This window comes from Listeria sp. MAN/IMW/UF464, assembly GCF_058683955.1.
Genome location: NZ_JBZWZP010000002.1, coordinates 20,468 through 43,937 on the forward strand (window position 1 = coordinate 20,468; position 23,470 = coordinate 43,937).

Below are 23,470 nucleotides of genomic sequence, written 5' to 3' on the forward strand. Positions count from 1 at the left end.
TTCTTTAAGAACTTATCTCTCGCTCTTTTTTTATTATGATTAAAGAAGTTGCAATTTCGCAATGATTTTGAGGAGGCGGGATAAATGATGGGAATGTTTACTACGGAGTTGATTTTTACTTTGACTAGTAATCCGAAGTTTCAAGAAGTAGCTGAATTGGTGTATTGGAACAAGGATGATATTATTGATTGTCCTGAAAATAATGAATTTGTTTACGCGATTGATGAAGGCAGCGTAACGCAATACGCAGAAAAAAATAGTTCTTGGGGGAAAGGAAGCGTTCTTGGTTTTATTCGAGAAAAGACAAAAATCCACCCCTTATGTAAGACCGTTGCTTGGAAAATTCCTTTAACATATGTTGCTGATATAGTGAAAAACATGGATAAAGTGAAGCTGGAAGATCTAACAGCAATAGAAATGAACTTTTTGAAACGGGAAACAAAGGATTGTATCCAATGGTTCATTAAAAAAATGCCGGACAGACTTCATACTACTTCTTGGAAAATCGCACAAGGGTATTTTCGTCAAGAGATTATGCAAATACTTCCCAAAGAGTCCTATATTGCCCAATTAAATGAATTGAAAGAGCGACATATTCTTTTTGAATTAGGCTATTATTTTGAAATAAATGTATCTCAATTTCACTCTTATTTAAGAAACTTAGAATATGATTTAATACTAGAAAAAAATAATTAAAATATTTCTAACATTTTCACAGACAAATGACGCAATTCATAGTACACTTAGAATAACCATGATAGGGAATTATTGCCAGTCCCTTATTAGCCACCAGCAAAATTTGCTAGGTGGTTTTTTGATGAACTTTTTCTTTTCGAAAGAGCGTGGTTGTGATAACCTAAAAAAGGTTAGTTTTTAAGAAGGGAAAGTGTAGGAAATGACGAAATGGTTACCAAAGGATTTATGGATTGTTATTATTGGAATGGTGTTACTATATACAGGGCTATCATTTATTTGGCCTTTTAATATGATTTATATGACGCAAGAGTTGGGTATGTCAACCACGGATGCTTCATTGGTATTGTTGATTAATTCAGGTGTAGGAATTATTTCAAGTATTATCGGTGGACTTATTTTTGACCGTTTTTCAGGCTTTATTTCACTTACAATTGGTACGATAATATTAGTACTCTCAACAGCTTCATTATGTTTCTTCCACGGATTTCCGTTCTTTATTTGGAATTTATGGGCGGTTGGTATTGCGATGGGAATGGTATTCTCAGGGCTTTACGCAGCGGCAGGGTTAACGCATCCAACTGGTGGGAGAACAGGGTTTAATGCGATTTATGTTGCTCAAAATATCGGGGTTGCAGTAGGGCCGCTTCTTGCAGGTCTACTAGCAAAACAAGGAATGAGCCACGTATATATTGGTTCTTTTGTATTTGCAATTATATTTGCTGGCTATTTTTTCTTTTTCTTCCACAAAATTGACTGGAAATCAGAAAAAGTTAATGTAGAAACAAAACATCGTAAAAAAGGAGCTAAACGAGAATTTCCAACGAAGCTCGCATTATGTTCTTTTGTGCTATTATTACTGACATACTTACTCTGCCAATTACCACATGTGCAGTGGCAGTCCAATCTTTCTACTTATATGACGGAAATAAAAGGCGTAACTTCTAGCGAATACGGTAATTTATGGAGTTTAAACGGTGCTCTTATTGTACTGGGGCAATTAGTTTTAATTCCAGTTGTTAATAGATTTAAAAAATACTTACTGGCACAAATATATATCGGTATTGTCTTATTTATTTTATCTTTTGTTGTCGCAATGAATGCAAGCGTTTATAGTGGTTTTGTGTTAGGGATGATTTTCTTAACACTGGGCGAAATGTTTGCTTGGCCAGCGATTCCAACCATTGCTTATCAACTTGCACCAAAAGGAGCGGCCGGTTTATATCAAGGCTTAGTGAACGGAATGGCTACAGCCGCTCGCATGCTCGCGCCATTTTTAGGAGCGATTGTAGTTCAACATTTAGGCGGCATCAAAGCTTTATTCATTGGCGCATTTATTTTACTCGGATGTGCGCTAGTTAGCATTACCTTACAACAAATTTTACAGAAAAAGGATCAACAAGAAAAAGCTGCCTTGAAAATTTCCATCAATCAGGGGGAATAGAAAATGAAATTATGGGAAAACGGCACATTTTATCAAATGACAGCAGAAGGGGAGCAAGTTTCTGCTGTATTAACAAAAAATGGTCAAATTCATGCGGTGGGTGAAGTAGCGGACCTCAAAAAACAATATGCTACTGAAATTGATGAAAAAATCGATTTGGAAGGTAAAGTAGTTTTTCCAGGATTTGTTGATGCGCATATCCATTTGCTATGGTACGGACAAGCTTTAGAACGGCTGAACTTAAACCAGACAACCACTAAAAAAGAGGCATTAGCGCTTATTCTTGAACGAACAAAGCAGCTTGCAAGTGAAGAATGGTTGTTTGTAGAAGGTTATGATGAAAATAAATGGTCAGATGAACAAACATTGATTTCTTTAGCTGATTTGGATGGGGTAAGTACAACCAATCCAATTTTAGTTAGACGGATTGATTACCACAGTGTGTCGATTAATTCGGCTTTAAAAGCGCACATTGAAAACTTTTCGGAAAACGGTTTTGATGGCGGTGGTGAAATTGTTCGTGATAAAGCTGGGAATTTTACTGGTATTTTAAGAGATAATGCGACAACGCTTGCTATAGATGCGTTTCCGGCGGCGACACCTGCTGAATTAAACGCGTGGTTAAAAATTGCGATAACCGATTTATGGTCTAAAGGTATAACCGGTGCGCATTCGGAAGACTTACATTATTTTAAGGGATTTGAATCAACTTTTGCTGCTTTTCGAAATACGGTGGGAGCAAATGGATTGCCATTTCGCGCACATTTGTTAATTCACCATGCAGAACTAGCTAATTTTTCAACGTCTAAAGAAAGTTTTATGAGTGGCGACGACTTTTTAGAATTAGGGGCAATGAAAATTTTCTATGACGGTACAGTTGGTTCACGGACGGCGCTAATGAGTGCGGGATACGCAGATAACCCGAATGAAAAAGGACTACAAATTCATTCCGATGAGGCTTTTGAGGATTTAGTTCAGTCAGCAAGAAAAGCGGGTTTACCTGTTGCAATTCATATTTTAGGCGACCAAGCTTTTGCTAATGTTATTCGAACTTTACGAGCAAACCCACCCAAAGAAGGACAATACGATAGATTAATTCACACACCTTGGCTTACAAAGGAACTAATAGCAGAGGCGGCGGGTTTACCGATATTATTTGATATACAGCCACAATTTATGGCTAGTGATCTCCCGTGGGCTATCGATGTGCTTGGTGAAAATCATCCGCCACTTGCCTTTGCTTGGAATTCGCTTTTACGAGCAGGATTTCCATTAGCTGGAGGTAGTGATGCTCCGATCGAAGTGCCTAATCCGTTTTGGGGGATCCATGCAGCTGTTACAAGAACGGCTAATGCGGATTTGAATGGTGTGAAATATTGGCCGGAAGAGTCACTTACCGTATATGAAGCAATCGAACTTTATACAAAAGGGGCAGCATTTGCAAGTTATAAAACGACTTCCCGTGGTCAAATTGCACCTGGATTTGTAGCGGATTTTACGATTTTAGCAGAAGATCCTTTCCTAATAAAACCTGCGAATCTTCGTCATCTAGAAGTTATGATGACAGTTGTAAATGAACAAGTAGTTTATAAAAAAAGTAAGTAAACGCGAAAAACTCCATACAGAGACGGATGTTCTCGAAAAATATTTTTGTTAGTATGAGAACGGATCAAATGCCTTGCTAAAGAACAAATTAGCAGGGCGCGGAAACGGGAACGAGGGATGTATTAATGGAGATTTTTGAACTGATTTTATTAATGTTAAGTGCAGTTTTTTTATCAAATGTGTTAAGCCGGTTTTTGCCGAGTATTGCAGTGCCTTTAATTCAAGTACTACTAGGGATTATTTTGGCGATTCCGCTCGGGGATCATACGATGGATATAAATCCCGAGTTGTTTTTATTACTATTTATGGCTCCGATACTTTTTAATGACGGGGCTAGGACGGATAAAAAATCGTTATGGAAAAATCGGAAAGCAATTTTATCATTATCAATTGGCCTAGTGTTTGTAACGGTTGGGGTTTTAGGAGCTTTTATTCATTATTTAATTCCAGCGATACCTTTTGCGGCTGCATTTGCACTTGCTGCAGCACTAGCGCCAACTGATGCGGTCGCAGTTGGAGCACTAGCGGAAAAAGTAAGGGTTCCACATAAAATTATGCATATTTTAGAAGGAGAATCGCTTATCAATGATGCTTCTGGACTTGTTTCCTTTCAATTCGCAGTCTTAGCGCTTGTGACGGGAACATTCTCCTTTATGTCTGCTGGAACTAGTTTTTTGCTGCTTTCGCTAGGCGGGATTGCGCTTGGAGTGGTGCTTAGTTTACTGAAAATCATGCTAATGCGTGGTCTGCGCCAACTCGGTATTGAAAACATGACTTCTTTTATGTTAATGGAAATTTTGCTGCCTTTTTTAATTTTTATGGTGGCAGAAAATATTGGCGTCAATGGTATTTTGGCTGTGGTCAGTGGGGGAATGGTGCATTCGTTTAGTTATAAAAGGATCAATCCTGAAATGGCACAACTCAATTTGCTTTCTAAAAATACTTGGTCAGTAATTATTTTTAGTCTTAATGGCCTTGTGTTTGTTTTACTGGGGACTCAGCTGCCGCAAATTATGACAGCTATTTGGGAAGATACGGGGATACATAAAAGCATGTTGTTCCTATATATTTTCGGAATAACGTTTTTACTACTTGCTCTTCGGTTCTTATGGATTTTGTTTTTCCGCAATTACGAGGAAAATCCCCATGCAGATTTAGTGAGCAGGCTAAAAAATACGTTTTTGTATACTGTAGCAGGTGTGCGAGGAACCATTACGTTAGTCAGTGCGCTATCCTTACCATTTGTCTTAGGTCAGGGCAATGCTTTTCCTGAACGTGATTTATTGATTTTTATTGCTGCGGGAGTAATTATTACGACACTACTTTTAGCTAACTTCACACTGCCTCTTTTTGCAGCTAAAAAAGATGTTGTAGTAGCCGATCATACTACTGCAATTGCGCTATTACGAGATGTTGTCGGTCAATTACAACGTTATAAAACAGACGAGAATGAAGTAGAAATGAATAATGTACTAAAAATGTATAACGGCAGAATTTTTTCGTTAATGGAACATAAAGAAGTGAGTGCTACTGAGAAAGAACTTCGACGTTTAACGCAAGAATGGCAACTTGAAAATACAAGAAGACTCGTATTCGAACGGAAAATTGACACCGGGGTTGGGTTGTCGCTTATGATGCGGCTCGGGAAACGACTTTATGTCCAAACAAGAGCTCAAAAATATCGGGCGAGAATGAGATACCGTCAGCTTTTAAGTCATAGTATTCGTGATTTTCGCATAGTACCTCTTTCTTTTGAAGAACGTAGAAAAGAGCGAGCTAAACTTCAAACTGAAAATAATCAATTCGTCGTTCAAAAGTTAAATGAGCTCGATAAAAACGAATTTAACCCTGAAGTTATTTCCTTATATTTAATGAATTTTGAACGAGCATTAGGTAGCGGCAAACATAAAAAAGAAACAGATAATGAAGAACTACAAACAACAATTGATTTAGCTTCTCAAATTGAACGGGAAACAATTCAACATTATTTTGAAAAAGGGACGATTACGAGGAAGGAAATGAAAGTTTACCGAGATAATCTCCTTGCGATTGAAGCAAGTTTTCAATTAGAATTTTAACGAAAAAAGACAGTTAGACTATTTATTTAGTCTAACTGTCTTTTTTTATCATCAAAATAATAAATAATTCGATCAATAAATTCTTTCGTGGTACTATCAAAGTCTTTTTCTTTTTGATTAGTTAAAAGCCCAATTGGAGGTGAAATAGGTAAATTTTTAATTGGAATACGAACAGTTCCTTCTAAGAGTTCGGAATGTGCGGTGCTCGTAAAGATAGAAACACCAACGTTTTCACGGACAAAATACTTATGAGACATGCTACTAGTGAGTTCCATTTTTTTATAATCACTACCAATGGCACGTTTTAAATGTTGCTCAATTTGGATGCGAATCGGGCAATTTGCTGGAGTGAAAATAAAGCATTCATCGCGTAAATCAAGCAATTCTACAGACGTCCGAGAAGCTAAAGGATGGTTTTCTGACACAATCAAATCAAGCGTATCATGGAAAAACGGAAAATAAAAATTCTCCAAAATCAGCTCGGGTTCCCCGCAAATGGCAAAATCAATTTCCCCATCAATCAGTTTTTGGCTACATGTATTAGCATCATCCACAGAAACATTCACCATTAGCTTTGGAAAATCGGTTAAAAATTGTTTTAAGATTTGTGGTAAGACGAGGCTCGCGCTAGGTTCTGAGATTCCTATTTTAATAAGACCAGCATTGCCATTTTTTAAATCAAATATTGTGTGATCCAAAACTTCATATTGAGCGATTAGCTGACCCGCTCTTTCATAAAACAATCTACCAGCGTGGGTTAGTTTTAACGTTTTCCCCCGTTCAAATAATTGCACGTCCAAATCTTGCTCCAGCTGTTTAATTCGCATTGAAATAGTCGGCTGCGAATAATTTAATACTTCTGCGGCCCGCTGAAAACTTCCCGTATTTACTACCGTATAAAAAGTTTTAATGGTTCTAAATTCCAATATAATTCCCCCTTCATATTGGAGTTTTTTGATATTTCTAACAGTATACACCGTAAAATAGCCAGAAGCAATTTATTAATCTGATAAAATTCATAGGAATAATGCGGATTAGAGCAGAAGTATTAGTATTACTGTGGTTAGCTATTAGTTTTTTTGATTAGCCAAACAGAATCTTTTACTTTATAGTATAGCTAATATCTAAAAACCAAGTAAGTTGATGGGAATTAAAAGGGGCGATTTGATGGAAAAAGTGACAATTATTGCTGGAGGAATCAAAACGGAATCTCGGCTGAACGGTTTAATTCAACTAGCAGCAAATCAATTAGCGAATAATGGTACGGAAGTTAAAATTATCGAAGTGCACAAAATTCAAGCAGAAGCGTTAGTAACTGCCGACTTCACGCATCCTGATATTCATTTAGCAAATAGTGAAATTGAGTCCAGCTCTGGCGTTATTATCGCAACACCCATTTTTAAAGCCGCATATTCAGGCGTGTTAAAAGCTTATTTAGATCTTTTGCCGCTTAAGGCTTTAAAAGGGAAAGTAGTTTTACCGCTAGGGCTTGGCGGATCAAATGGACATTTACTTGCACTGCAATACGCGCTAGATCCAGTTTTAAAAGAGCTAGGGGCTGAAATAATTTTGAAAGGTCAGTTTACGGTCGATAAGCAAATTGAACGGCTTGGTGACGGGCTTTATGAAATTGAAATTACGGCGAAAGAACGACTGGATAGTGCATTAAATCAGTTCATTTCGTTATTAAATCAAAATTCAGTGGAAGTTTAAGGAGGCGAGTAGAAAATGGCAGAAGATATTTTTAGAGTGGCGACTGTGGAAGATGCGCCGGAGTTTTTGGAATTGTTATCGAGTGCTTTTAAGTCCGTGAAAGAACTGGGAATCGATTGGCCTTCTACTAATGCAGATTTAGCGATGGTTACCGAAAATATCGTTAATTCTTCGGCTTTTGTTTTAGAGCGGAATGGTAAATTAATTTCTACAATTACTGTTCGTTTTCCGTGGGAGAGTAGTTCGCCTCCTTCTAAATATCCATTTGTTTGGTGGTTTGCAACAGCACCAGAATTAGCGGGACAAGGGATTGGTGATAAATTATTAACGTATGTAGAAGAACGGGTACTTCGCGATACACTTAAAGCTCCGGCACTTACGCTTGGTACTTCTGCAAGAAAACATCCGTGGCTACTTGATATGTACTTGCGCCGCGGCTATGAAGTTTATTTTGAACATGAAGAGGACGGCGATGTCGGCGTGATGATGCGGAAAATTTTAATTCCAGAAAAATTCGATGCCACATTACTCGGAATACCTAGCAGGACATAAAAAAGGGGGAGAAAGAATGAAAAAGAAATATGGAGTTTTGGCGCTTGTACTTGTAGCCGCGTTAACATTAAGCGCATGCGGAGCGAAAGATGAACCAGAAGCAGCTAATAAAAAAGTTCAAACGATTACGGTCGGGACAGGCACGCAGTTTCCTAATGTTTGCTTTTTAGATGAAAATGGCAAATTAACAGGTTATGACGTTGAACTAGTGAAAGAAATTGACAAACGTTTACCAGGCTATAAATTCAAGTTTAAAACGATGGATTTTTCCAATTTACTCGTTAGTCTTGGTGCCGGAAAAGTGGATATTGTAGCGCATCAAATGGAAAAAAGTAAAGAACGCGAGAAGAAATTTTTATTTAACGATGTAGCCTATAATAATTTCCCATTACAGTTAACCGTATTAGATAGTAATAACAGCATAAATGGCACAAAAGATTTAGCTGGAAAACGTGTTATTACAAGTGCGACGTCAAATGGCGCACTCGTTTTAAAGAAAATCAATGAAGAACAAGGCAATAATTTTGAAATCGCTTATGAAGGACAAGGTTCTAATGATGCAGCCAACCAACTAAAAACAGGTCGCGCTGATGCAACGATTTCCACACCTTTTGCAGTAGATTTCCAAAATAAAACAAGCCCCATCAAAGAAAAAGTAGTAGGCGATGTTTTATCAAATGCAAAGGTATATTTCATGCTTGGTAAAAATGAAACTAAACTGAGTAAAGACGTAGATAAAGCACTTCAATCCATTATTGATGACGGGACATTAAAAAAATTGAGTGAAAAATGGCTTGGTGCAGATTATTCAAAAGAACAATATTAAAAAATAGGGGGTGCCATTTAAATGGATAAAGCGTTTGATGTGAAAATGATTGCTGATTTTATTCCAACGTTAGCGGGTTATTTACCAATTACGTTATATATCTTGGCACTCTCGCTTATTTTCGGTTTTATATTAGGGGTTATTTTATCATTACCAAGAATTTATCAGATTCCTGTTTTAAATCAATTTGCTCGCGTATATATTTCATTTTTTCGCGGAACACCGATTATGGTGCAATTGTTTATTGTTTTTTACGGAATTCCAGCACTTTCTAGCGTATTTGGGATTGATTTATCGCAAATGGATCCACTTTATGCCGCCATTGCAACGTATGCATTAAGTAGTGCGGCGACCATTGCAGAGGTGATTCGGGCTGGTGTAAATAGTGTAGATGCTGGCCAAGCGGAGGCGGCTTATAGTGTAGGGCTGAACGGGCGCCAAACATTTTTACGTATCATTTTGCCTCAAGCACTTTATCAAGCATTGCCGAATTTTGGGAATTTAGTAATTGGATATTTGAAAGATACTTCGCTAGCTTTTTCGATAGGTGTGATGGATATGTCAGGTAGAGGCCAAACCTTAATTACCCTGAGCAATCACGCGCTCGAAGTTTATATTTCGTTATCTATTATTTACTATATTACAGCTGTGCTACTTGAATATTCTTTCAAATGGATTGAAAAACGAGTTAAAAAAGAGAATACCAGATTTACCAGTATTTTTGATATAGAACTTTAAAGGAGAGATGATGATGCCGCTTGATGTGCCTTTTATTGGAACAGCCGTAATGGCGATGCTAAAAATGATACCATTAACACTTGCGATGACATTCTTTCCGATATTGTTCGGTTTTATAATCGCTATTTTACTAACGCTCATCCGGATGTACCATGTCCGTTTTTTGGAACCAATTGCCAAGTTTTACGTATCTTTTTTTCGAAGCACACCAGCGATTTTACATATAATGCTGATTTATTTAGGAATTCCGCTCATTGTCGATTTTTTAAGTAAGTCACTTGATTTAGGCATATCAGCAAATAAAATCCCGGTTGTGGTGTTTGTGATAATCGCGTTATCCTTCACGGCGGGAGCTTACCTAACGGAGATTTTACGGTCTGGTATTATTGCTGTTGATATTGGCCAAATGGAAGCCGCTTATTCTATGGGATATACGCATGGCCAAGCGATCCGTAAAGTGCTGTTACCTCAAGCGTTTATGACTTCGCTACCGAATTTTACTAATTTATGCATCGGATTTTTGCATACAACTTCGATTGCAGCTATCGTCGCGGTTCCAGAAATCACTGGAATGGCCACGATTGTAGCTTCTGATAATTACGCTTTTCTCGAAGCATTCATTGGTGCAGCACTGATTTATTGGTTCTTAACTATTCTAATAGAAGCAATTAATTATATTTTGGAAAAGAATATCGCTAAATATCAAGGAGGGACAGTATGATTACCATTAAAAATATTCAAAAAAGCTTTGGACAAAATCAAGTTTTAAAAGGAATAGATTTAACCGTAAAAAAAGGAGAAGTAGTGACGATTCTTGGTCCAAGTGGCTCAGGGAAAACCACTTTTTTACGTTGCTTAAACTTACTGGAACGTCCTGAAAACGGTGAAATTTCAATGCATGACCAAATAATTAACTGCAAGAAACCTTCCAAAAAAGAAGTATTACAATTACGAAAAAATACCGCAATGGTCTTTCAACAATACAATCTATTTTCCCATAAAACTGTCATTCAAAATGTAATGGAAGGACTCACTGTTGCTAGAAAAATCCCGAAAAAAATTGCGCGGGAGATTGCTGAGCGGGAGCTAACAAAGGTAGGGCTAGCCGATAAGTTTAGCGCATATCCTTCCCAACTCTCAGGCGGACAAAAACAGCGCGTTGGCATTGCACGTGCGCTCGCGATTAATCCAGATGTAATTTTATTTGATGAACCAACCGCAGCGCTTGATCCGGAACTTGTCGGTGAAGTTTTAGAAGTAATGTTAGAAATTGCTCGTGCCGGTGCAACAATGATTGTCGTCACACATGAAATGGAGTTCGCAAAACGCGTCGCAGATCAAGTCGTCTTTATGGACGGAGGGCTCATTGTCGAACAAGGCACGCCAGATGAAGTATTTAATCACACAAAAGAAGAACGAACAAAACGCTTTTTACACCGAGTTTCGGCCGATTACTTATATGAAATCAAAGAAGTGAAAAAGGAGCGTGTCATATGACTATTCGACTTAGCATTTTGGATCAAAGTATTATTAATCCCGGCGACCGTCCTAGTGAGGCTTTACAAAATACTGTAGAACTTGCAGAGCTTGCAGAACAACTTGGCTTTTATCGTTTTTGGGTTGCTGAACATCATAATTCAGACGAAATAGCCGGAGCTGCGCCGGAAGTTCTTTTAGGATATATTGCGGCAAAAACAACTACTATTAAGCTCGCATCCGGTGGCGTAATGCTGCAACATTATAGTCCATATAAAGTTGCTGAACAATTTCACGTGCTTGAAAACTTAGCGCCAGGACGGATTTCCCTTGGTGTCGGCAAAGCGCCCGGCGGATTTCAACCAGCGACCGATGCCCTTCAGAAAGACTTTGCAAAGCCTATTCAAACGTTTGATGCTAAACTGATAGAATTAGTCGATTTTGTCACACGGAAATCTGCTTCCAAAGTCGAAGCAAAACCACTACCAGAAAATAATCCGGAAATCTTTTTACTTGGCGGAAGTGTAGCAAGTGCAAGGCAAGCTGCAGAACTTGGGATTTCTTTTGTGTTTGCTTATTTTATTAACGGCGAAGAGGAAGTTTTAAAAGAAGCGCGGGATATATTTGAGCAGTATCAAATTAATCAACAAGCAAGTTTTCAATTAGCGCCAATTGTTGTTGTAGCTGAAACAAAAGCTGCTGCAGACCGTCATATTCCAGAGCGAGAATCAATTAAAGTAGAGCTTTCGGACGGACGGAGAGTCAATGTCGGTTCACGTGAACAAGCAGAAGCCTACGTGAAAGACATCAGCCAACCATATCGATTTATTACACAAAAAATTGGAGCAATAACTGGGACGAAACAAGACGTTGGAGAAGAAATTACCCGACTTTCAAAAAAATATAATATTCAAGATTTTGTCGTTTTAACACCTGTCAAATCCGCGGAAATCAAACGCTATTCGTACCAATTATTAAGTGAATCGATAAAGGAGGAAGTTGTCCATGGCTAATGTCGTTGTTTGGAGTAAAGTAGGGTGTCACTACTGTAAAGATGTGAAAGATTATTTAACCGAGCAAAATATTGTCTTCCAAGATATTGACGTCACAGATCATGATTACTTACGAGAAGTACTGCAAGCCAAATACGGTATTCGCCACGTTCCAGTAGTAGAAATTGGTGACATAGAAAAAGGGACTTACCAAGCAGTAACTGAAATCGGTATCGAATACTTAGAAAAAGCTTTACTACAAAAGGAGGAAGTAAAATGACTAGAAAAGATACAATCCAGTTTGGCGCAATCATTCACGGCGTTGGCGGCACAACAGATGGTTGGCGCCACCCAGATATTAACCCAGCAGCAAGTACAGATTTAGATTTTTATAAAACTCGTGCAAAAATTGCAGAACAAGGCCTATTTAGTTTTGTATTTATTGCGGATGGTCTTTTTATTTCTGAAAAATCTATTCCGCATTTTCTTAATCGTTTTGAGCCGATTACTATTTTATCCGCTTTAGCAGAGTCTACAGAAAATATCGGTCTAGTTGGAACATTTTCGACATCATTTACGGAACCATTCACGCTCGCAAGGCAACTTTCCTCATTAGATCATATTAGTGGTGGTCGAGCTGGCTGGAATTTGGTCACTTCTCCGCAAGAAGGAGCAGCACGAAATCATAGCAAGAAAAATCTCCCAACCCACAGTGACCGATATAGCATTGCGGCAGAACATTTAAAGGTGGTTCGCGGACTATGGAATTCATGGGAAGAAGATGCTTTTACCTATAATAAAGAAACCGGCGAATTTTTTAATCCAGAAAAATTACATCGTTTGAACCATCAAGGTGAGTATTTTCAAGTGGAAGGACCGTTAAATATCGGCCGCTCCAAACAAGGAGAACCAGTCGTTTTCCAAGCGGGGGCATCTAGCACAGGTCGGGATTTTGCAGCCCAAAACGCAGAAGCTATTTTTACGCATTCAGATTCGCTTGAAGAAGCTATTCAATTCTATCAAGATGTGAAAACTCGTGCTGAAAAAGCTGGCAGAAATGCAGCAGAGATCAGGATTTTCCCAGGCATTAGCCCAATTGTAGCGGATACTCTAGAAGAAGCCGAGCAGAAATACACTGAATTTGCCAATCTTATTCCGATTGAAAATGCCGTCACCTATCTCGCGCGTTATTTCGATGATTATGATTTAAGCCAATTTGAACTAGATGAACCTTTCCCCGACCTTGGCGATATCGGTAAAAATGCTTTTCAAAGTACGACGGATCGAATCAAAAAAGAAGCAAAAGAGCGCAATCTAACCCTGCGCCAAGTAGCGACCGAAGCAGCCACCCCGAAAACACCTTTTATAGGAACAAAAGAACAAGTAGCTGATTTAATCGAAATTTGGTTTCAAAATGAGGCGGCAGATGGATTTATCATCGCGTCTGACATCCCAGGTACTTTTGAAACATTTGTCGAGCAAGTTATTCCGCTTTTACAAAGTCGAGGATTGTATCGAAACGAATATCCAGCCACAACCTTAAGAGGCAACCTAGGTCTTGAAATACCAAAAAATAAACAAGCCGTCAACATCAAATAATAGAAAGAAAACGGAGCGCCTTTAAGGATCTTCGTTTTTTTGTTACAATAAAAGAAAAAAGGAGCTAAACCATGCGCTTAGATAAATTATTGTCCCACACAGGTTTCGGGAGTCGTAAAGAAGTGAAACCACTGCTTAAATCCGGGGCAGTTGTCGTAAATGGAACGATTCAAAAAGACAGTAAAACCCAAGTGAATCCAGACAAAGATCAAGTTACTGTTCACGGAACCCCTGTCATTTACCAAGAATTCGTATATTTTATGCTTCATAAACCCCAAAATGTCGTGAGTGCAACCGAGGATAATCTGTCAGAAACCGTCATTGATTTACTCGAGCAAGAAGACACGCTCACTAATCCATTTCCGGTCGGTCGTTTGGACAAAGACACAGAAGGATTACTTATTATAACTAATGATGGCACGCTCGCTCACAATTTACTTTCACCTAAAAAGCATATTGATAAAACATATTATGCTAAAATTGATGGCGATGTTACAGCAGAGGATGTAGAAGCCTTCAGTGCTGGCGTCACTCTCGATGACGGCTACACCTGTAAACCAGCTCATTTAGAAATTATCACTCCGAACGAAATAAAAGTAACTATCCAAGAAGGAAAATTCCACCAAGTGAAAAGAATGTTCGCTGCTCGCGGGAAAACAGTCAGCTATTTAAAACGAATTTCAATGGGGAACTTACAACTAGATGAATCTCTTGAACTCGGTGAATACCGCCCACTGACTGAAAACGAGCTGCTTATCCTTCAAAATAAATAACGATAAACGAAAATTTTCTTCCTAAAAAGAAGTGGATTTTCGTTTTTTAGATTGCAAAAGAAAGCATTTACATATATAATAAACATGTGTTTGAAATTAAAACAAAAGTTTGGAATGGAGGTGCATTATATCGTGGAGAATAATAAAGCGAAAATGAACGAAAAGGAAGAGATAATTTTCAATTCCATCCGTAAAAATCCTTACATTTCTCAACAAGAACTTGCTGATATACTTGATTTATCAAGACCGACAGTAGCGAACCTTATTTCTGGCCTTATTAAAAAAGGTCGCATTTTAGGAAAAGCCTATATTTTAAATGAAGCAAAACAAATCGTTTGTATAGGTGGAGCGAACGTCGATCGGAAGTTTTACATTAAAGACAAGGCCCAGCTAGCTACATCTAATCCGGTGCGCTCAACACAAAGTGCTGGCGGAGTTGCTAGGAACGTTGGTGAAAACCTTGGTCGCCTTGGAAAAGAAGTTATATTACTCACTGCTTGTGGAACAGACTCCGACTGGGAAGCTGTCAAAAATGCCAGTAATACATATATGAACTTAGATTATGTCACTGCATTTCCAAGCATCGCAACAGGTTCTTATACAGCCGTACTCGAAAACAATGGAGATTTGCTCGTTGCACTAGCGGACATGGATGCATACGATCACTTAACCCCAGATGTACTAGCGAAAAACGAAGGCTTGCTAAGTCAAGCGAGCGCCATTATTGCCGATTTAAATTGTCCAAAAGAAACATTAGAATACCTTGGGAGTTTTGCCGAAATTAATTCCATCCCATTAGTCTTGGTACCCGTTTCCTCACCTAAAATGTCTCATTTACCAGAACGCTTGGATCACGTGACTTGGCTAATATGCAACCGAGACGAATCAGAAACTCACCTAGAAATGACCATTGAAAACGATGAAGACTGGCGCTTAGCTGCGCAAAAATGGCTAGATTTAGGCGTGAAAAATGTCATCGTTACAAATGGCAGTAAAGGTGCAGTTGCAGCAAACAACGCAGAAGGCATTATCTTTGAACCCGCTATTGTCATTGAAAATATTGTAGATGTGACAGGAGCAGGAGATGCATTTTGTTCTGCGGTAATTTATGCATGGTTAGAAGGAAAATCTTTACAAGAAATTTTAAAAGCAGGGAGCGTAAATGCTGCGCGAACACTCGAATCTGAATACACTGTTCGCCAAAATTTATCAACATCCCAACTACAAAAAGATCTGGAGGAATTCAAATGAAAAATTATCTATCATTATCCGAAGAAGTAAAACAAGCAAAAGCAGAAGGAAAAGCTATCGTAGCCTTAGAATCCACAATCATCTCTCACGGCATGCCTTACCCACAAAATGTTGAAATGGCTCGTGACGTAGAACAAATTATCCGTGATAACGGCGCGGTACCTGCAACAATCGCTTTAATCGACGGTAAAATTAAAATCGGTCTTTCTGATGAAGAACTAGAACTATTTGCAAAAAGCAGCAATGTAGCAAAAGTTTCTCGTCGTGATATTGGCTACCTTATTGCTACAAAACAACTAGGAGCAACAACAGTAGCTGCAACGATGATCTGTGCTGAATTAGCAGAAATCGGTATCTTTGTAACTGGTGGAATCGGCGGAGTTCACCGCGGTGCCGAAACAACAATGGACGTTTCTGCTGATTTAGAAGAGTTAGCGAAAACAAATGTAGCAGTAGTATGTGCTGGAGCAAAATCTATCTTAGACTTAAACTTAACAATGGAATACTTAGAAACAAAAGGCGTTCCAGTAATTGGTTACCAAACAGACGTACTTCCAGCATTCTATACTCGTTCAAGCGATGTAGAATTAACATTACGTGCAGATGCTCCAGAAGTTATCGCTGAGTCCCTTAAAGCAAAATGGGATCTAAAAATTGAAGGTGGCGCTGTAATCACAAACCCAATCCCAGAAGAATTTGCAATGGATGAAAAAGTAATTAACGATGTTATCCAAACTGCACTTAAAGAAGCAGAAGAAAACCACATCCACGGAAAAGACGTTACACCATTCCTTCTTGGCAAAGTAAAAGAACTAACAGACGGTAAGAGCTTAGAAGCAAATATCGAACTAGTAAAACACAACGCACTAATCGGTACTCAAATCGCCGTAGCTTATCAAAATATCTAATAATCAATAGAGCTGTCGCCTTTAAGTGGTGGCAGCTTTTTTATGTTAAAATTAATTTAAAAATAAAGGAGGAATATAAATGATTGCAGTAAGCGCTTGTTTGGCAGGAATTGCCTGTAGATATGACGGGAAAGATAAAGAAATTACCAAAATAAAACAAATGGTTGAAAACGGAGAGGCGATTCCTTTTTGTCCTGAAGTTGCAGGTGGTTTGGAAATACCAAGAAATCCAGCTGAAATAGTAGGCGGAGATGGTAAAGACGTCTGGCTAGGTCGCGCTAAAGTAATGGATAATCAAGGAATAGATGTAACCGAAGAATATAAAAACGGAGCGAGTTTAACTTTGACTAAAATGAAAGAACTCGGTATTACTCAAATAATTATGAAGGAAAAAAGTCCTTCTTGTGGAAGCTGTGCTATTTACGACGGCACCTTCTCTGGAAAAATAAAAGATGGTGCCGGCGTAGCAGCAGCTCTTTTTCAAATGAATGGAATCAAAATCATCTCAGAATTTACAATTTAAAGTGCAAGCGAGCCCATTGGATCCCAAGGTTTTAGCGCAATTGGCTCATTGCTAAATGCTTCAATCAATGCTTTAGATAAATATTTTTTATGGACAACCACTTGGAATGTAAACTCATCCATCCAAGCATCACTAGCAACAAAATATCCATTGTTACCAATCTTTTCTCCCCAACTATTTTCCACTTTCCAACGATTAACTTCATTATTAACAATGTTAACCCCAGTTAGAACCATCGCGTGAGTGAGCATACTGTGTTTATAATCGAGGCGTTCTGCTTTCGTCATAGCTGTTTTAAATCCAAAAGCCTGATTTAGCAAGAAAATATCTGTATCCATAATACCAGTAGTTCGTTCTGAAAGCTGACCTACATCACAACCGAACCAAACAGTCTCACCATCTTTGATTTGATCTGCGGCGGCTTTTTTTAATACATCCATTTCCACATTCAAATACTTAATAGGCGTCCCATTTACAATATTTCCTAAATAATCGACTGTAAATGCTTGATTAAAAGGTTTATCTTTAGTTGGCGCATTGATAAGCGGGATATAATCCTTCAAATCCATATCTACATAGCGTTTATAAAATTCTTTAGGCGTAATTTGTAAATCTTGTTTAAACTCATTGTCTTTATTTCGATATTCAAAATCAAACACTTTCGGCGGTTCACCCAGAGTCATAACTAAAAGCTGGTAAACTTCAGCAAGCATTTCTTCCTTCAATCCAGCAGTATCTTTCTGCTCGTTAACAGCTTTTCTCAAAATAACTGCATCCGTGCGAAGTCTTTCATTTAATAGGTGATTTAAATCCGCAGACTTACTACTTTGAAAAGTTTCAGGCATAGCAGATTTCGGAACAACCCCATATTTTTCAATAATCGAAACAAGCATATCCCACTGACCACCATCTTGTTGAGGAGTATCAAGTAACCATGAAACTAATCGGCTATCCTCATCTTCATTCGCTGTTTCAATAATGTTCTCTAAAAAATAATTAGCTTTCTCTAATTTATCCCAAAAGTTAGTATAGTTCTGCGACAACTCAAAATCTTTTAGACCAAGTGTCCCATTTAATTTATGTCGGAACGTATTTAACGCTGCAAACATCCAACATCTTCCACTTTGCTGTTGGTTGGAAACTTTATCTGTATGAACCTCATGAGAAAAAACCGGTTGTACTGTTGCTTTTGATACAGGATTTTCTGTTGCTGCTTTAATCCCATTTTTCATAATGCTAGCTTGGAAAACCAACTTATCAGGATTTTCACGCCATTTTTTGGAAAAACTTTCTAATTGATCAAACGTTATTTCAGTACTCATTTTTATTCCTCCTCTATAGAACATTGCTTCTAATTAAGTATACTGCTAAAAATAAAAAGTGTATAAGAAAACAACTATCTGAACTATTTTGAAGGTTTTCGGTGGTTTTCATGATATAATATGAATGAATTTGATTATAAATGAATGTTTTTGAATGAAAACGGTTGATTTTGAAAGATAAAGATGATAAACTAACTTTGGATGGAGGAGTAAGAATGTTAAATGCAGAGCGAAAACAACTTATTATGGAGAGTATTGAAAAGCTTGGTGTTATTAAATTACAAGAATTAGTTGAAGGACTGGATACCTCGGAGTCAACTATTCGTCGTGATTTAATCGAATTAGAGGAACAAGGATTAATCGAACGTGTACACGGTGGTGCAAAACTTGTTATTTCTCATAACCAAGAACCAAGCATGAATGAGAAATCATTCAAAAACATTCAAAGTAAAAAAGAAATCGCAGCATATTGCGCTAGTTTAGTGGAAGAAAATGATTGTATCTATTTAGATGCAGGCTCCACGACACTGGAATTAATTACTCACTTAGCAAATCGAAATATTACTGTAGTTACAAATGGACTAACCCATATTGAAGAACTAGTTCGTCAAAATATTGATGCTTATCTTTTAGGTGGCAAAATGAAAGTGCATACAAAAGCAATTATTGGCGCAGTTGCCTTGGATAATATTAAAAATTATCATTTTGACAAAGCTTTTATTGGAACTAACGCTATGCATCCGGAGCATGGCTATACGACACCAGATATGGAAGAAGCATTTGTAAAACGTGCTGCCAAAGAGCGTGCTGATCGCGTTTTTGTTGTAGCAGACCATACGAAATTCAATGAAGTTAATTTTTCAAAAATGTTTTCAATAGATGAAGCTACTATTGTAACAGACTATATTCCTTCAGAAGTAAGAAAATCCTTTATCCAAAAAACTAAAATAATCGAGGTAGAAAAATGATTTATACAATTACTTTAAACCCTTCAATTGATTATATTGTGCAAATCGACCAACTAAAACTTGGCGAACTTAATCGCATGAAACAAGATTATAAATTACCTGGTGGCAAAGGTATCAATGTCAGCAGAGTTTTAAATCAATTGAACGTACCGAGCCTTGCTACAGGGTTTTTAGGCGGATTTACAGGTGGATTTATCAAAGACTGGCTTAAAAATGAAGGCATACAAACTGGCTTTGTAACAGTAAAAGACGATACTCGTATTAATATCAAACTAAAACACGGAGAAGAAACAGAAATTAATGGTTTAGGCCCAGCAATCTCTGAAAAAGAAATCAAAGAATTTTTAGAAGTGATGGATAAGGTAACTGCTGGTGACATCGTTATTCTATCTGGAAGTGTACCACCTTCACTAGGAAATGATTTCTACGATAAAATAATCCAAATCTGTAAAGAAAAACAAGCTAACTTCATGATTGATACGACTGGACAAGAACTACTAGATGCATTACCAAATCGTCCAATCCTTATTAAACCAAATCACCACGAACTGGCAGAACTATTTGGTGTTAAGTTAGATAGCGTAGAAGATCTCATTCCTTATGGAAAGAAATGCCTAGAATTAGGCGCACAACATGTAATCGTATCCATGGCTGGCGACGGAGCTCTACTTTTTACAGGAGAAGATGTTTATTTCGCTGATGCCTTAAAAGGAGAACTTAAAAATTCAGTTGGAGCTGGTGATTCAATGATTGCTGGATTCGTTGGAACTTTCGATAAAACTAAGGATCCAGTTAAATCATTTGCTGCAGGCGTTGCAACTGGGGGCGCAACAGCATTTTCAACAGATTTAGCTGAAAAAGATTTAATAAATGAATTATTACCGCAAGTGAAGATAACTAAAATAACAGGGAGGCACTAAAATGAGAATTACAGACTTACTCAGCAAAGACGTTATGATTATGTCATTACAAGCTACAACAAAAGAAGCTGCCATTGATGAAATGATTGCTTCACTTAAAAGCAACGGGAAAATTAATGACGAGATACTTTTTAAAGAAGCGATAATGAATCGTGAAGCCCAAAGCTCTACTGGAGTTGGCGAAGGAATTGCAATGCCACATGCAAAAACAAAAGCAGTTAATGAACCAACTGTAGTCTTTGCGAAAAGTGAAAAAGGATTAGATTATAACTCCTTAGATGGTCAACCTGCTCATTTGTTCTTTATGATTGCGGCTCCAGATGGTGCAAATGCAACTCACTTAGAAACGCTGGCAGCACTTTCAAGATTATTAGTTCATCCAGCATTTGTTCAATCGTTAAAAGATGCAAAAACACCAGACGAAGTAATCACTCTCTTCAACAACGAGCAAGGTGATGCAGAAGAAACAGTTGTTGCTCCTACATCTTCTAATGATACTGGCAAAACTGTTGTCGCGGTTACTGCTTGTCCAACTGGTATTGCACATACCTATATGGCTGCAGAAAAGTTACAAGAAACAGCAAACAAATTAGGCGTTCGAATTAAAGTAGAAACAAATGGTTCAAGAGGAGTAGAAAATCGCTTAACTGATAAAGAAATTGCTGAGGCTGATGGAGTTATCATCGCAGCTGATGTACAAGTTGATATGCCTCGTTTTGATGGAAAACATTTAATTGCAAAACCAGTTGCAGCAGGAATTCATAAACCAGAAGAGCTTATTAAAGAAGCTATCTCAGGGAATGCACCAGTTTATAAAGCAGAATCGGGTAGCGAAGCAACAGAAAGTACAGATGGCCTTTCCATTGGTCAACAAATTTATAAACATTTAATGAGCGGCGTTTCTCATATGTTACCATTTGTAATTGGTGGCGGGATCGCAATTGCAATCGCATTTATGCTTGATCAAATTCTAGGTGTACCACAAGATCAACTTGCAAAATTAGGATCATATAACGAAATTCCAGCATTATTAAAACAAATTGGTGATGTTGCATTCGGATTTATGCTTCCAGTGTTCGCGGGTTATATCGCATACAGTATATCAGATAGACCAGGTCTTGTAGCTGGTTTCGTAGCAGGTGGAGTTGCATCTGTTGGTGGAGCAGGTTTCCTTGGTGCTTTAGTAGGTGGTTTTCTTGCTGGTTATGCAGTCGAGTTAATTAAAGTTATGCTTAAAAAATTACCAAAAACTTTAGATGGAATTAAAGTAGTACTATTTTATCCGGTGCTATCTGTACTAATTGTCGGACTATTGATGTTACTATTAAACGTGCCAATGAGTGCATTAAATACATGGTTAAATGACTTCTTAAATAGTCTAAGTGGAACAAATGCGGTTATTCTAGGTTTACTTTTAGGAGCAATGATGGCTGCTGACTTAGGTGGACCAATTAACAAAGCGGCTTACATTTTTGCAACTGGAACGCTTGCAGCAAGTGTTGCGACAGGTGGTAGCGCGATTATGGCGGCTACAATGGCTGCTGGTATGGTGCCACCGCTAGCAACATTCGTAGCAACTCTTGTTTTTAGAAACAAATTTACTGCACAAGAACGTGATGCAGGGCTAACGAACTCTATTTTAGGCGCGTCATTCATTACAGAAGGTGCCATCCCATTTGCAGCAGCAGATCCACTTCGAATGATTCCAAGTTTTATCGCTGGAAGTGCAATAACTGGGGCAATTGTTATGTTTTTAAATATTAAAGTATTAGCACCACACGGAGGCGTATTTGTTATCTTCTTAGTATCTCAACCATGGTTCTACCTTATCGCAATCGTGATTGGAACTATAATAAGTGCAGCATTAATCGGAGTATTACGCAAAAAACCAACAGTATAATAGAGAGGAATCGTCTTTTGAAATTAAAAAGGCGATTTCTTTTTATGTGATTTCTCGAATTCTTCCTAAAAAATTGCTATAATGAAAAGGAAGAGAGGTGGGCGTATTGGAATTTGGAGAAAAATTAATTCATTTACGAAAGAAAAATAGATTAACTCAAAAACAATTAGCGGCAAAAATTGGAACTACAGCTTCAACTATCAGTAAATATGAAAATGATAACCACCGACCGCCAATCTTTATTTTGGCTAAATTAGCAGAAATTCTTGGGACTACAACAGATTTTTTATTAGATGATGTAGCGGGTTTACGGGAAAAAAATTCAGTAAATGCTTTTCCTTTAATTGGAAACCCAGAGCTTGAGAAATGGTACCTGGAATTGCCTTATACATATTCAGAAGAAGAACTATTAATGTTAAAACGAATTGCAGATGCGATTGAGAATAAGAAATAATTTAAGAAGGAAACCAGATATACAATGCGTATATCTGGTTTTTAATTTTATTGTTCCGGGTCTTTTGAATCGTCTTTTTCAGAGAGCATAGTGTTATAATAACGCCTGGATTCAGCGGCGAGTGTAGCTGGAGGAAAAAACATATTCATAGAAGGGAAATTGCTCTCCATTGTTCGCATTTTTTGTGAGAACTTCATATGTAGCATGGAGGTTCTAGCAATTTGGTTATTAAAAGAGGCTAACGACATATCAATTTCAAAAGTCTGTAAATTAGAAAACTTTATCAACGTATGGTTATATCCAATTGCATGATAATCCTTAATATGCTGTGGGAAAATCCAAATACAATCTGTTGAACTTGGCGCGACAGTAGGGAATACATAGGTAGAAGTAACAGGGTCAATAATAATAGGCGGCTTATGAGTGACACCTATTAGATGCTTTGTTCCCTCTTTACGTCCATCATAACTCGATCCGAAAAAGTTACAGCTGGTTTTAATTAACTCAAATGGGGTAAATTTAGAAGTATAATGAGAATCAACTTCATAAATTTCTGAATAGACTATACTTCCAGATTTTTTTGGAAAAATAATCATTGTGTGGGGATTTACTTCATAAAACTGAGTACTAATTTGTTCTTTTTTCATTTCATTCAACTCCTCTATGTTTGTATTTATGTCTAAGAAGTAATCTGAAATTATTGCGTAATGCACAAAATTTCAAATAACGACGAAG

General features: G+C 37.7%; 24 protein-coding genes. 21 read left to right on the forward strand and 3 right to left on the reverse strand.

Annotation, left to right across the window (positions count from 1 at the left end; genetic code table 11):
- Positions 1-84 precede the first annotated feature (84 nt).
- The 4 genes from AC4PG0_RS07340 to AC4PG0_RS07355 all read left to right on the forward strand — a co-directional run bounded on the left by AC4PG0_RS07340 (position 85) and on the right by AC4PG0_RS07355 (position 5,820).
- On the forward strand, positions 85-696 hold the full coding sequence (locus tag AC4PG0_RS07340) for a hypothetical protein (RefSeq protein ID WP_003763700.1): 612 nt from the start codon (positions 85-87) through the stop codon (positions 694-696).
- Between the two features lie 199 nt (positions 697-895).
- On the forward strand, positions 896-2,137 hold the full coding sequence (locus AC4PG0_RS07345; RefSeq protein WP_003763696.1) for an MDR family MFS transporter: 1,242 nt from the start codon (positions 896-898) through the stop codon (positions 2,135-2,137).
- Positions 2,138-2,140: 3 nt separating this feature from the next.
- Entirely contained in the window at positions 2,141-3,742 is a 1,602-nt protein-coding gene (locus tag AC4PG0_RS07350; RefSeq protein ID WP_492167746.1) for an amidohydrolase, read from the forward strand.
- A 125-nt stretch (positions 3,743-3,867) separates the two neighbouring features.
- Entirely contained in the window at positions 3,868-5,820 is a 1,953-nt protein-coding gene (locus AC4PG0_RS07355) for a Na+/H+ antiporter (RefSeq protein ID WP_010991196.1), read from the forward strand.
- A 26-nt stretch (positions 5,821-5,846) separates the two neighbouring features.
- Here AC4PG0_RS07355 and AC4PG0_RS07360 read toward each other — a convergent pair whose 3' ends face one another.
- Positions 5,847-6,746 carry a LysR family transcriptional regulator gene (locus AC4PG0_RS07360; RefSeq protein WP_010991195.1) on the reverse strand — a complete coding sequence of 300 codons (900 nt, stop codon included), beginning with the start codon at positions 6,744-6,746 and terminating at the stop codon, positions 5,847-5,849.
- A gap of 241 nt (positions 6,747-6,987) precedes the next feature.
- Here AC4PG0_RS07360 and ssuE point away from each other — a divergent pair, with 241 nt between their 5' ends.
- The 13 genes from ssuE (at position 6,988) to AC4PG0_RS07425 (ending at position 17,171) form a co-directional block, all read left to right on the forward strand.
- The gene (ssuE, locus tag AC4PG0_RS07365; RefSeq protein WP_492167745.1) at positions 6,988-7,533 is read left to right on the forward strand and encodes an NADPH-dependent FMN reductase; all 546 of its coding nucleotides are present in this window, start codon (positions 6,988-6,990) and stop codon (positions 7,531-7,533) included.
- 15 nt (positions 7,534-7,548) lie between these two features.
- A complete protein-coding gene (locus AC4PG0_RS07370) occupies positions 7,549-8,085 on the forward strand; it encodes a GNAT family N-acetyltransferase (protein WP_492167744.1) in 537 nt (178 codons plus the stop codon).
- Positions 8,086-8,101: 16 nt separating this feature from the next.
- Complete coding sequence (locus tag AC4PG0_RS07375) at positions 8,102-8,911, forward strand: amino acid ABC transporter substrate-binding protein (protein ID WP_492167743.1); 810 nt, start codon at positions 8,102-8,104, stop codon at positions 8,909-8,911.
- A 21-nt stretch (positions 8,912-8,932) separates the two neighbouring features.
- Positions 8,933-9,649 (forward strand): amino acid ABC transporter permease, encoded by a 717-nt coding sequence (locus tag AC4PG0_RS07380; RefSeq protein WP_003763687.1) that lies wholly within the window; start codon positions 8,933-8,935, stop codon positions 9,647-9,649.
- 13 nt (positions 9,650-9,662) lie between these two features.
- Positions 9,663-10,370 carry an amino acid ABC transporter permease gene (locus tag AC4PG0_RS07385; RefSeq protein WP_492167753.1) on the forward strand — a complete coding sequence of 236 codons (708 nt, stop codon included), beginning with the start codon at positions 9,663-9,665 and terminating at the stop codon, positions 10,368-10,370.
- Entirely contained in the window at positions 10,367-11,146 is a 780-nt protein-coding gene (locus tag AC4PG0_RS07390; RefSeq protein ID WP_003768096.1) for an amino acid ABC transporter ATP-binding protein, read from the forward strand. The genes AC4PG0_RS07385 and AC4PG0_RS07390 overlap by 4 nt, the downstream gene beginning before the upstream one ends.
- A complete protein-coding gene (locus AC4PG0_RS07395) occupies positions 11,143-12,138 on the forward strand; it encodes an LLM class flavin-dependent oxidoreductase (RefSeq protein WP_203573747.1) in 996 nt (331 codons plus the stop codon). Before AC4PG0_RS07390 ends, AC4PG0_RS07395 begins: the two co-directional genes overlap by 4 nt.
- Complete coding sequence (locus tag AC4PG0_RS07400) at positions 12,131-12,397, forward strand: glutaredoxin family protein (RefSeq protein WP_003763682.1); 267 nt, start codon at positions 12,131-12,133, stop codon at positions 12,395-12,397. Before AC4PG0_RS07395 ends, AC4PG0_RS07400 begins: the two co-directional genes overlap by 8 nt.
- Positions 12,394-13,716 carry an LLM class flavin-dependent oxidoreductase gene (locus AC4PG0_RS07405; protein ID WP_010991190.1) on the forward strand — a complete coding sequence of 441 codons (1,323 nt, stop codon included), beginning with the start codon at positions 12,394-12,396 and terminating at the stop codon, positions 13,714-13,716. Before AC4PG0_RS07400 ends, AC4PG0_RS07405 begins: the two co-directional genes overlap by 4 nt.
- A 71-nt stretch (positions 13,717-13,787) precedes the next feature.
- Positions 13,788-14,489 carry a pseudouridine synthase gene (locus AC4PG0_RS07410; RefSeq protein WP_112120255.1) on the forward strand — a complete coding sequence of 234 codons (702 nt, stop codon included), beginning with the start codon at positions 13,788-13,790 and terminating at the stop codon, positions 14,487-14,489.
- A gap of 132 nt (positions 14,490-14,621) precedes the next feature.
- The gene (locus AC4PG0_RS07415; RefSeq protein WP_010991188.1) at positions 14,622-15,740 is read left to right on the forward strand and encodes a carbohydrate kinase; all 1,119 of its coding nucleotides are present in this window, start codon (positions 14,622-14,624) and stop codon (positions 15,738-15,740) included.
- Positions 15,737-16,648, forward strand: coding sequence for a pseudouridine-5'-phosphate glycosidase (locus tag AC4PG0_RS07420; protein WP_003770033.1), 912 nt, complete (start codon positions 15,737-15,739; stop codon positions 16,646-16,648). Before AC4PG0_RS07415 ends, AC4PG0_RS07420 begins: the two co-directional genes overlap by 4 nt.
- Before the next feature lie 79 nt (positions 16,649-16,727).
- Positions 16,728-17,171 carry a 2-thiouracil desulfurase family protein gene (locus AC4PG0_RS07425; protein ID WP_003770031.1) on the forward strand — a complete coding sequence of 148 codons (444 nt, stop codon included), beginning with the start codon at positions 16,728-16,730 and terminating at the stop codon, positions 17,169-17,171.
- Here the strand turns inward: AC4PG0_RS07425 and pepC are convergent.
- Positions 17,168-18,493 (reverse strand): aminopeptidase C, encoded by a 1,326-nt coding sequence (gene pepC / locus AC4PG0_RS07430; RefSeq protein WP_203574602.1) that lies wholly within the window; start codon positions 18,491-18,493, stop codon positions 17,168-17,170. The genes AC4PG0_RS07425 and pepC overlap by 4 nt on opposite strands.
- Positions 18,494-18,708: 215 nt before the next feature.
- Here pepC and AC4PG0_RS07435 point away from each other — a divergent pair, with 215 nt between their 5' ends.
- The 4 genes from AC4PG0_RS07435 to AC4PG0_RS07450 all read left to right on the forward strand — a co-directional run bounded on the left by AC4PG0_RS07435 (position 18,709) and on the right by AC4PG0_RS07450 (position 22,735).
- Entirely contained in the window at positions 18,709-19,461 is a 753-nt protein-coding gene (locus AC4PG0_RS07435; RefSeq protein ID WP_010991186.1) for a DeoR/GlpR family DNA-binding transcription regulator, read from the forward strand.
- On the forward strand, positions 19,458-20,381 hold the full coding sequence (gene pfkB, locus AC4PG0_RS07440; protein ID WP_033533871.1) for a 1-phosphofructokinase: 924 nt from the start codon (positions 19,458-19,460) through the stop codon (positions 20,379-20,381). Before AC4PG0_RS07435 ends, pfkB begins: the two co-directional genes overlap by 4 nt.
- Before the next feature lies 1 nt (position 20,382).
- Entirely contained in the window at positions 20,383-22,281 is a 1,899-nt protein-coding gene (locus AC4PG0_RS07445) for a PTS fructose transporter subunit IIABC (RefSeq protein ID WP_003770022.1), read from the forward strand.
- Between the two features lie 106 nt (positions 22,282-22,387).
- Positions 22,388-22,735, forward strand: a complete 348-nt coding sequence (locus tag AC4PG0_RS07450) for a helix-turn-helix domain-containing protein (protein WP_003749261.1) — start codon at positions 22,388-22,390, stop codon at positions 22,733-22,735.
- Between the two features lie 47 nt (positions 22,736-22,782).
- Here the strand turns inward: AC4PG0_RS07450 and AC4PG0_RS07455 are convergent, their stop codons facing one another.
- On the reverse strand, positions 22,783-23,382 hold the full coding sequence (locus tag AC4PG0_RS07455) for a competence protein ComK (RefSeq protein WP_003763662.1): 600 nt from the start codon (positions 23,380-23,382) through the stop codon (positions 22,783-22,785).
- Positions 23,383-23,470 lie beyond the last annotated feature (88 nt).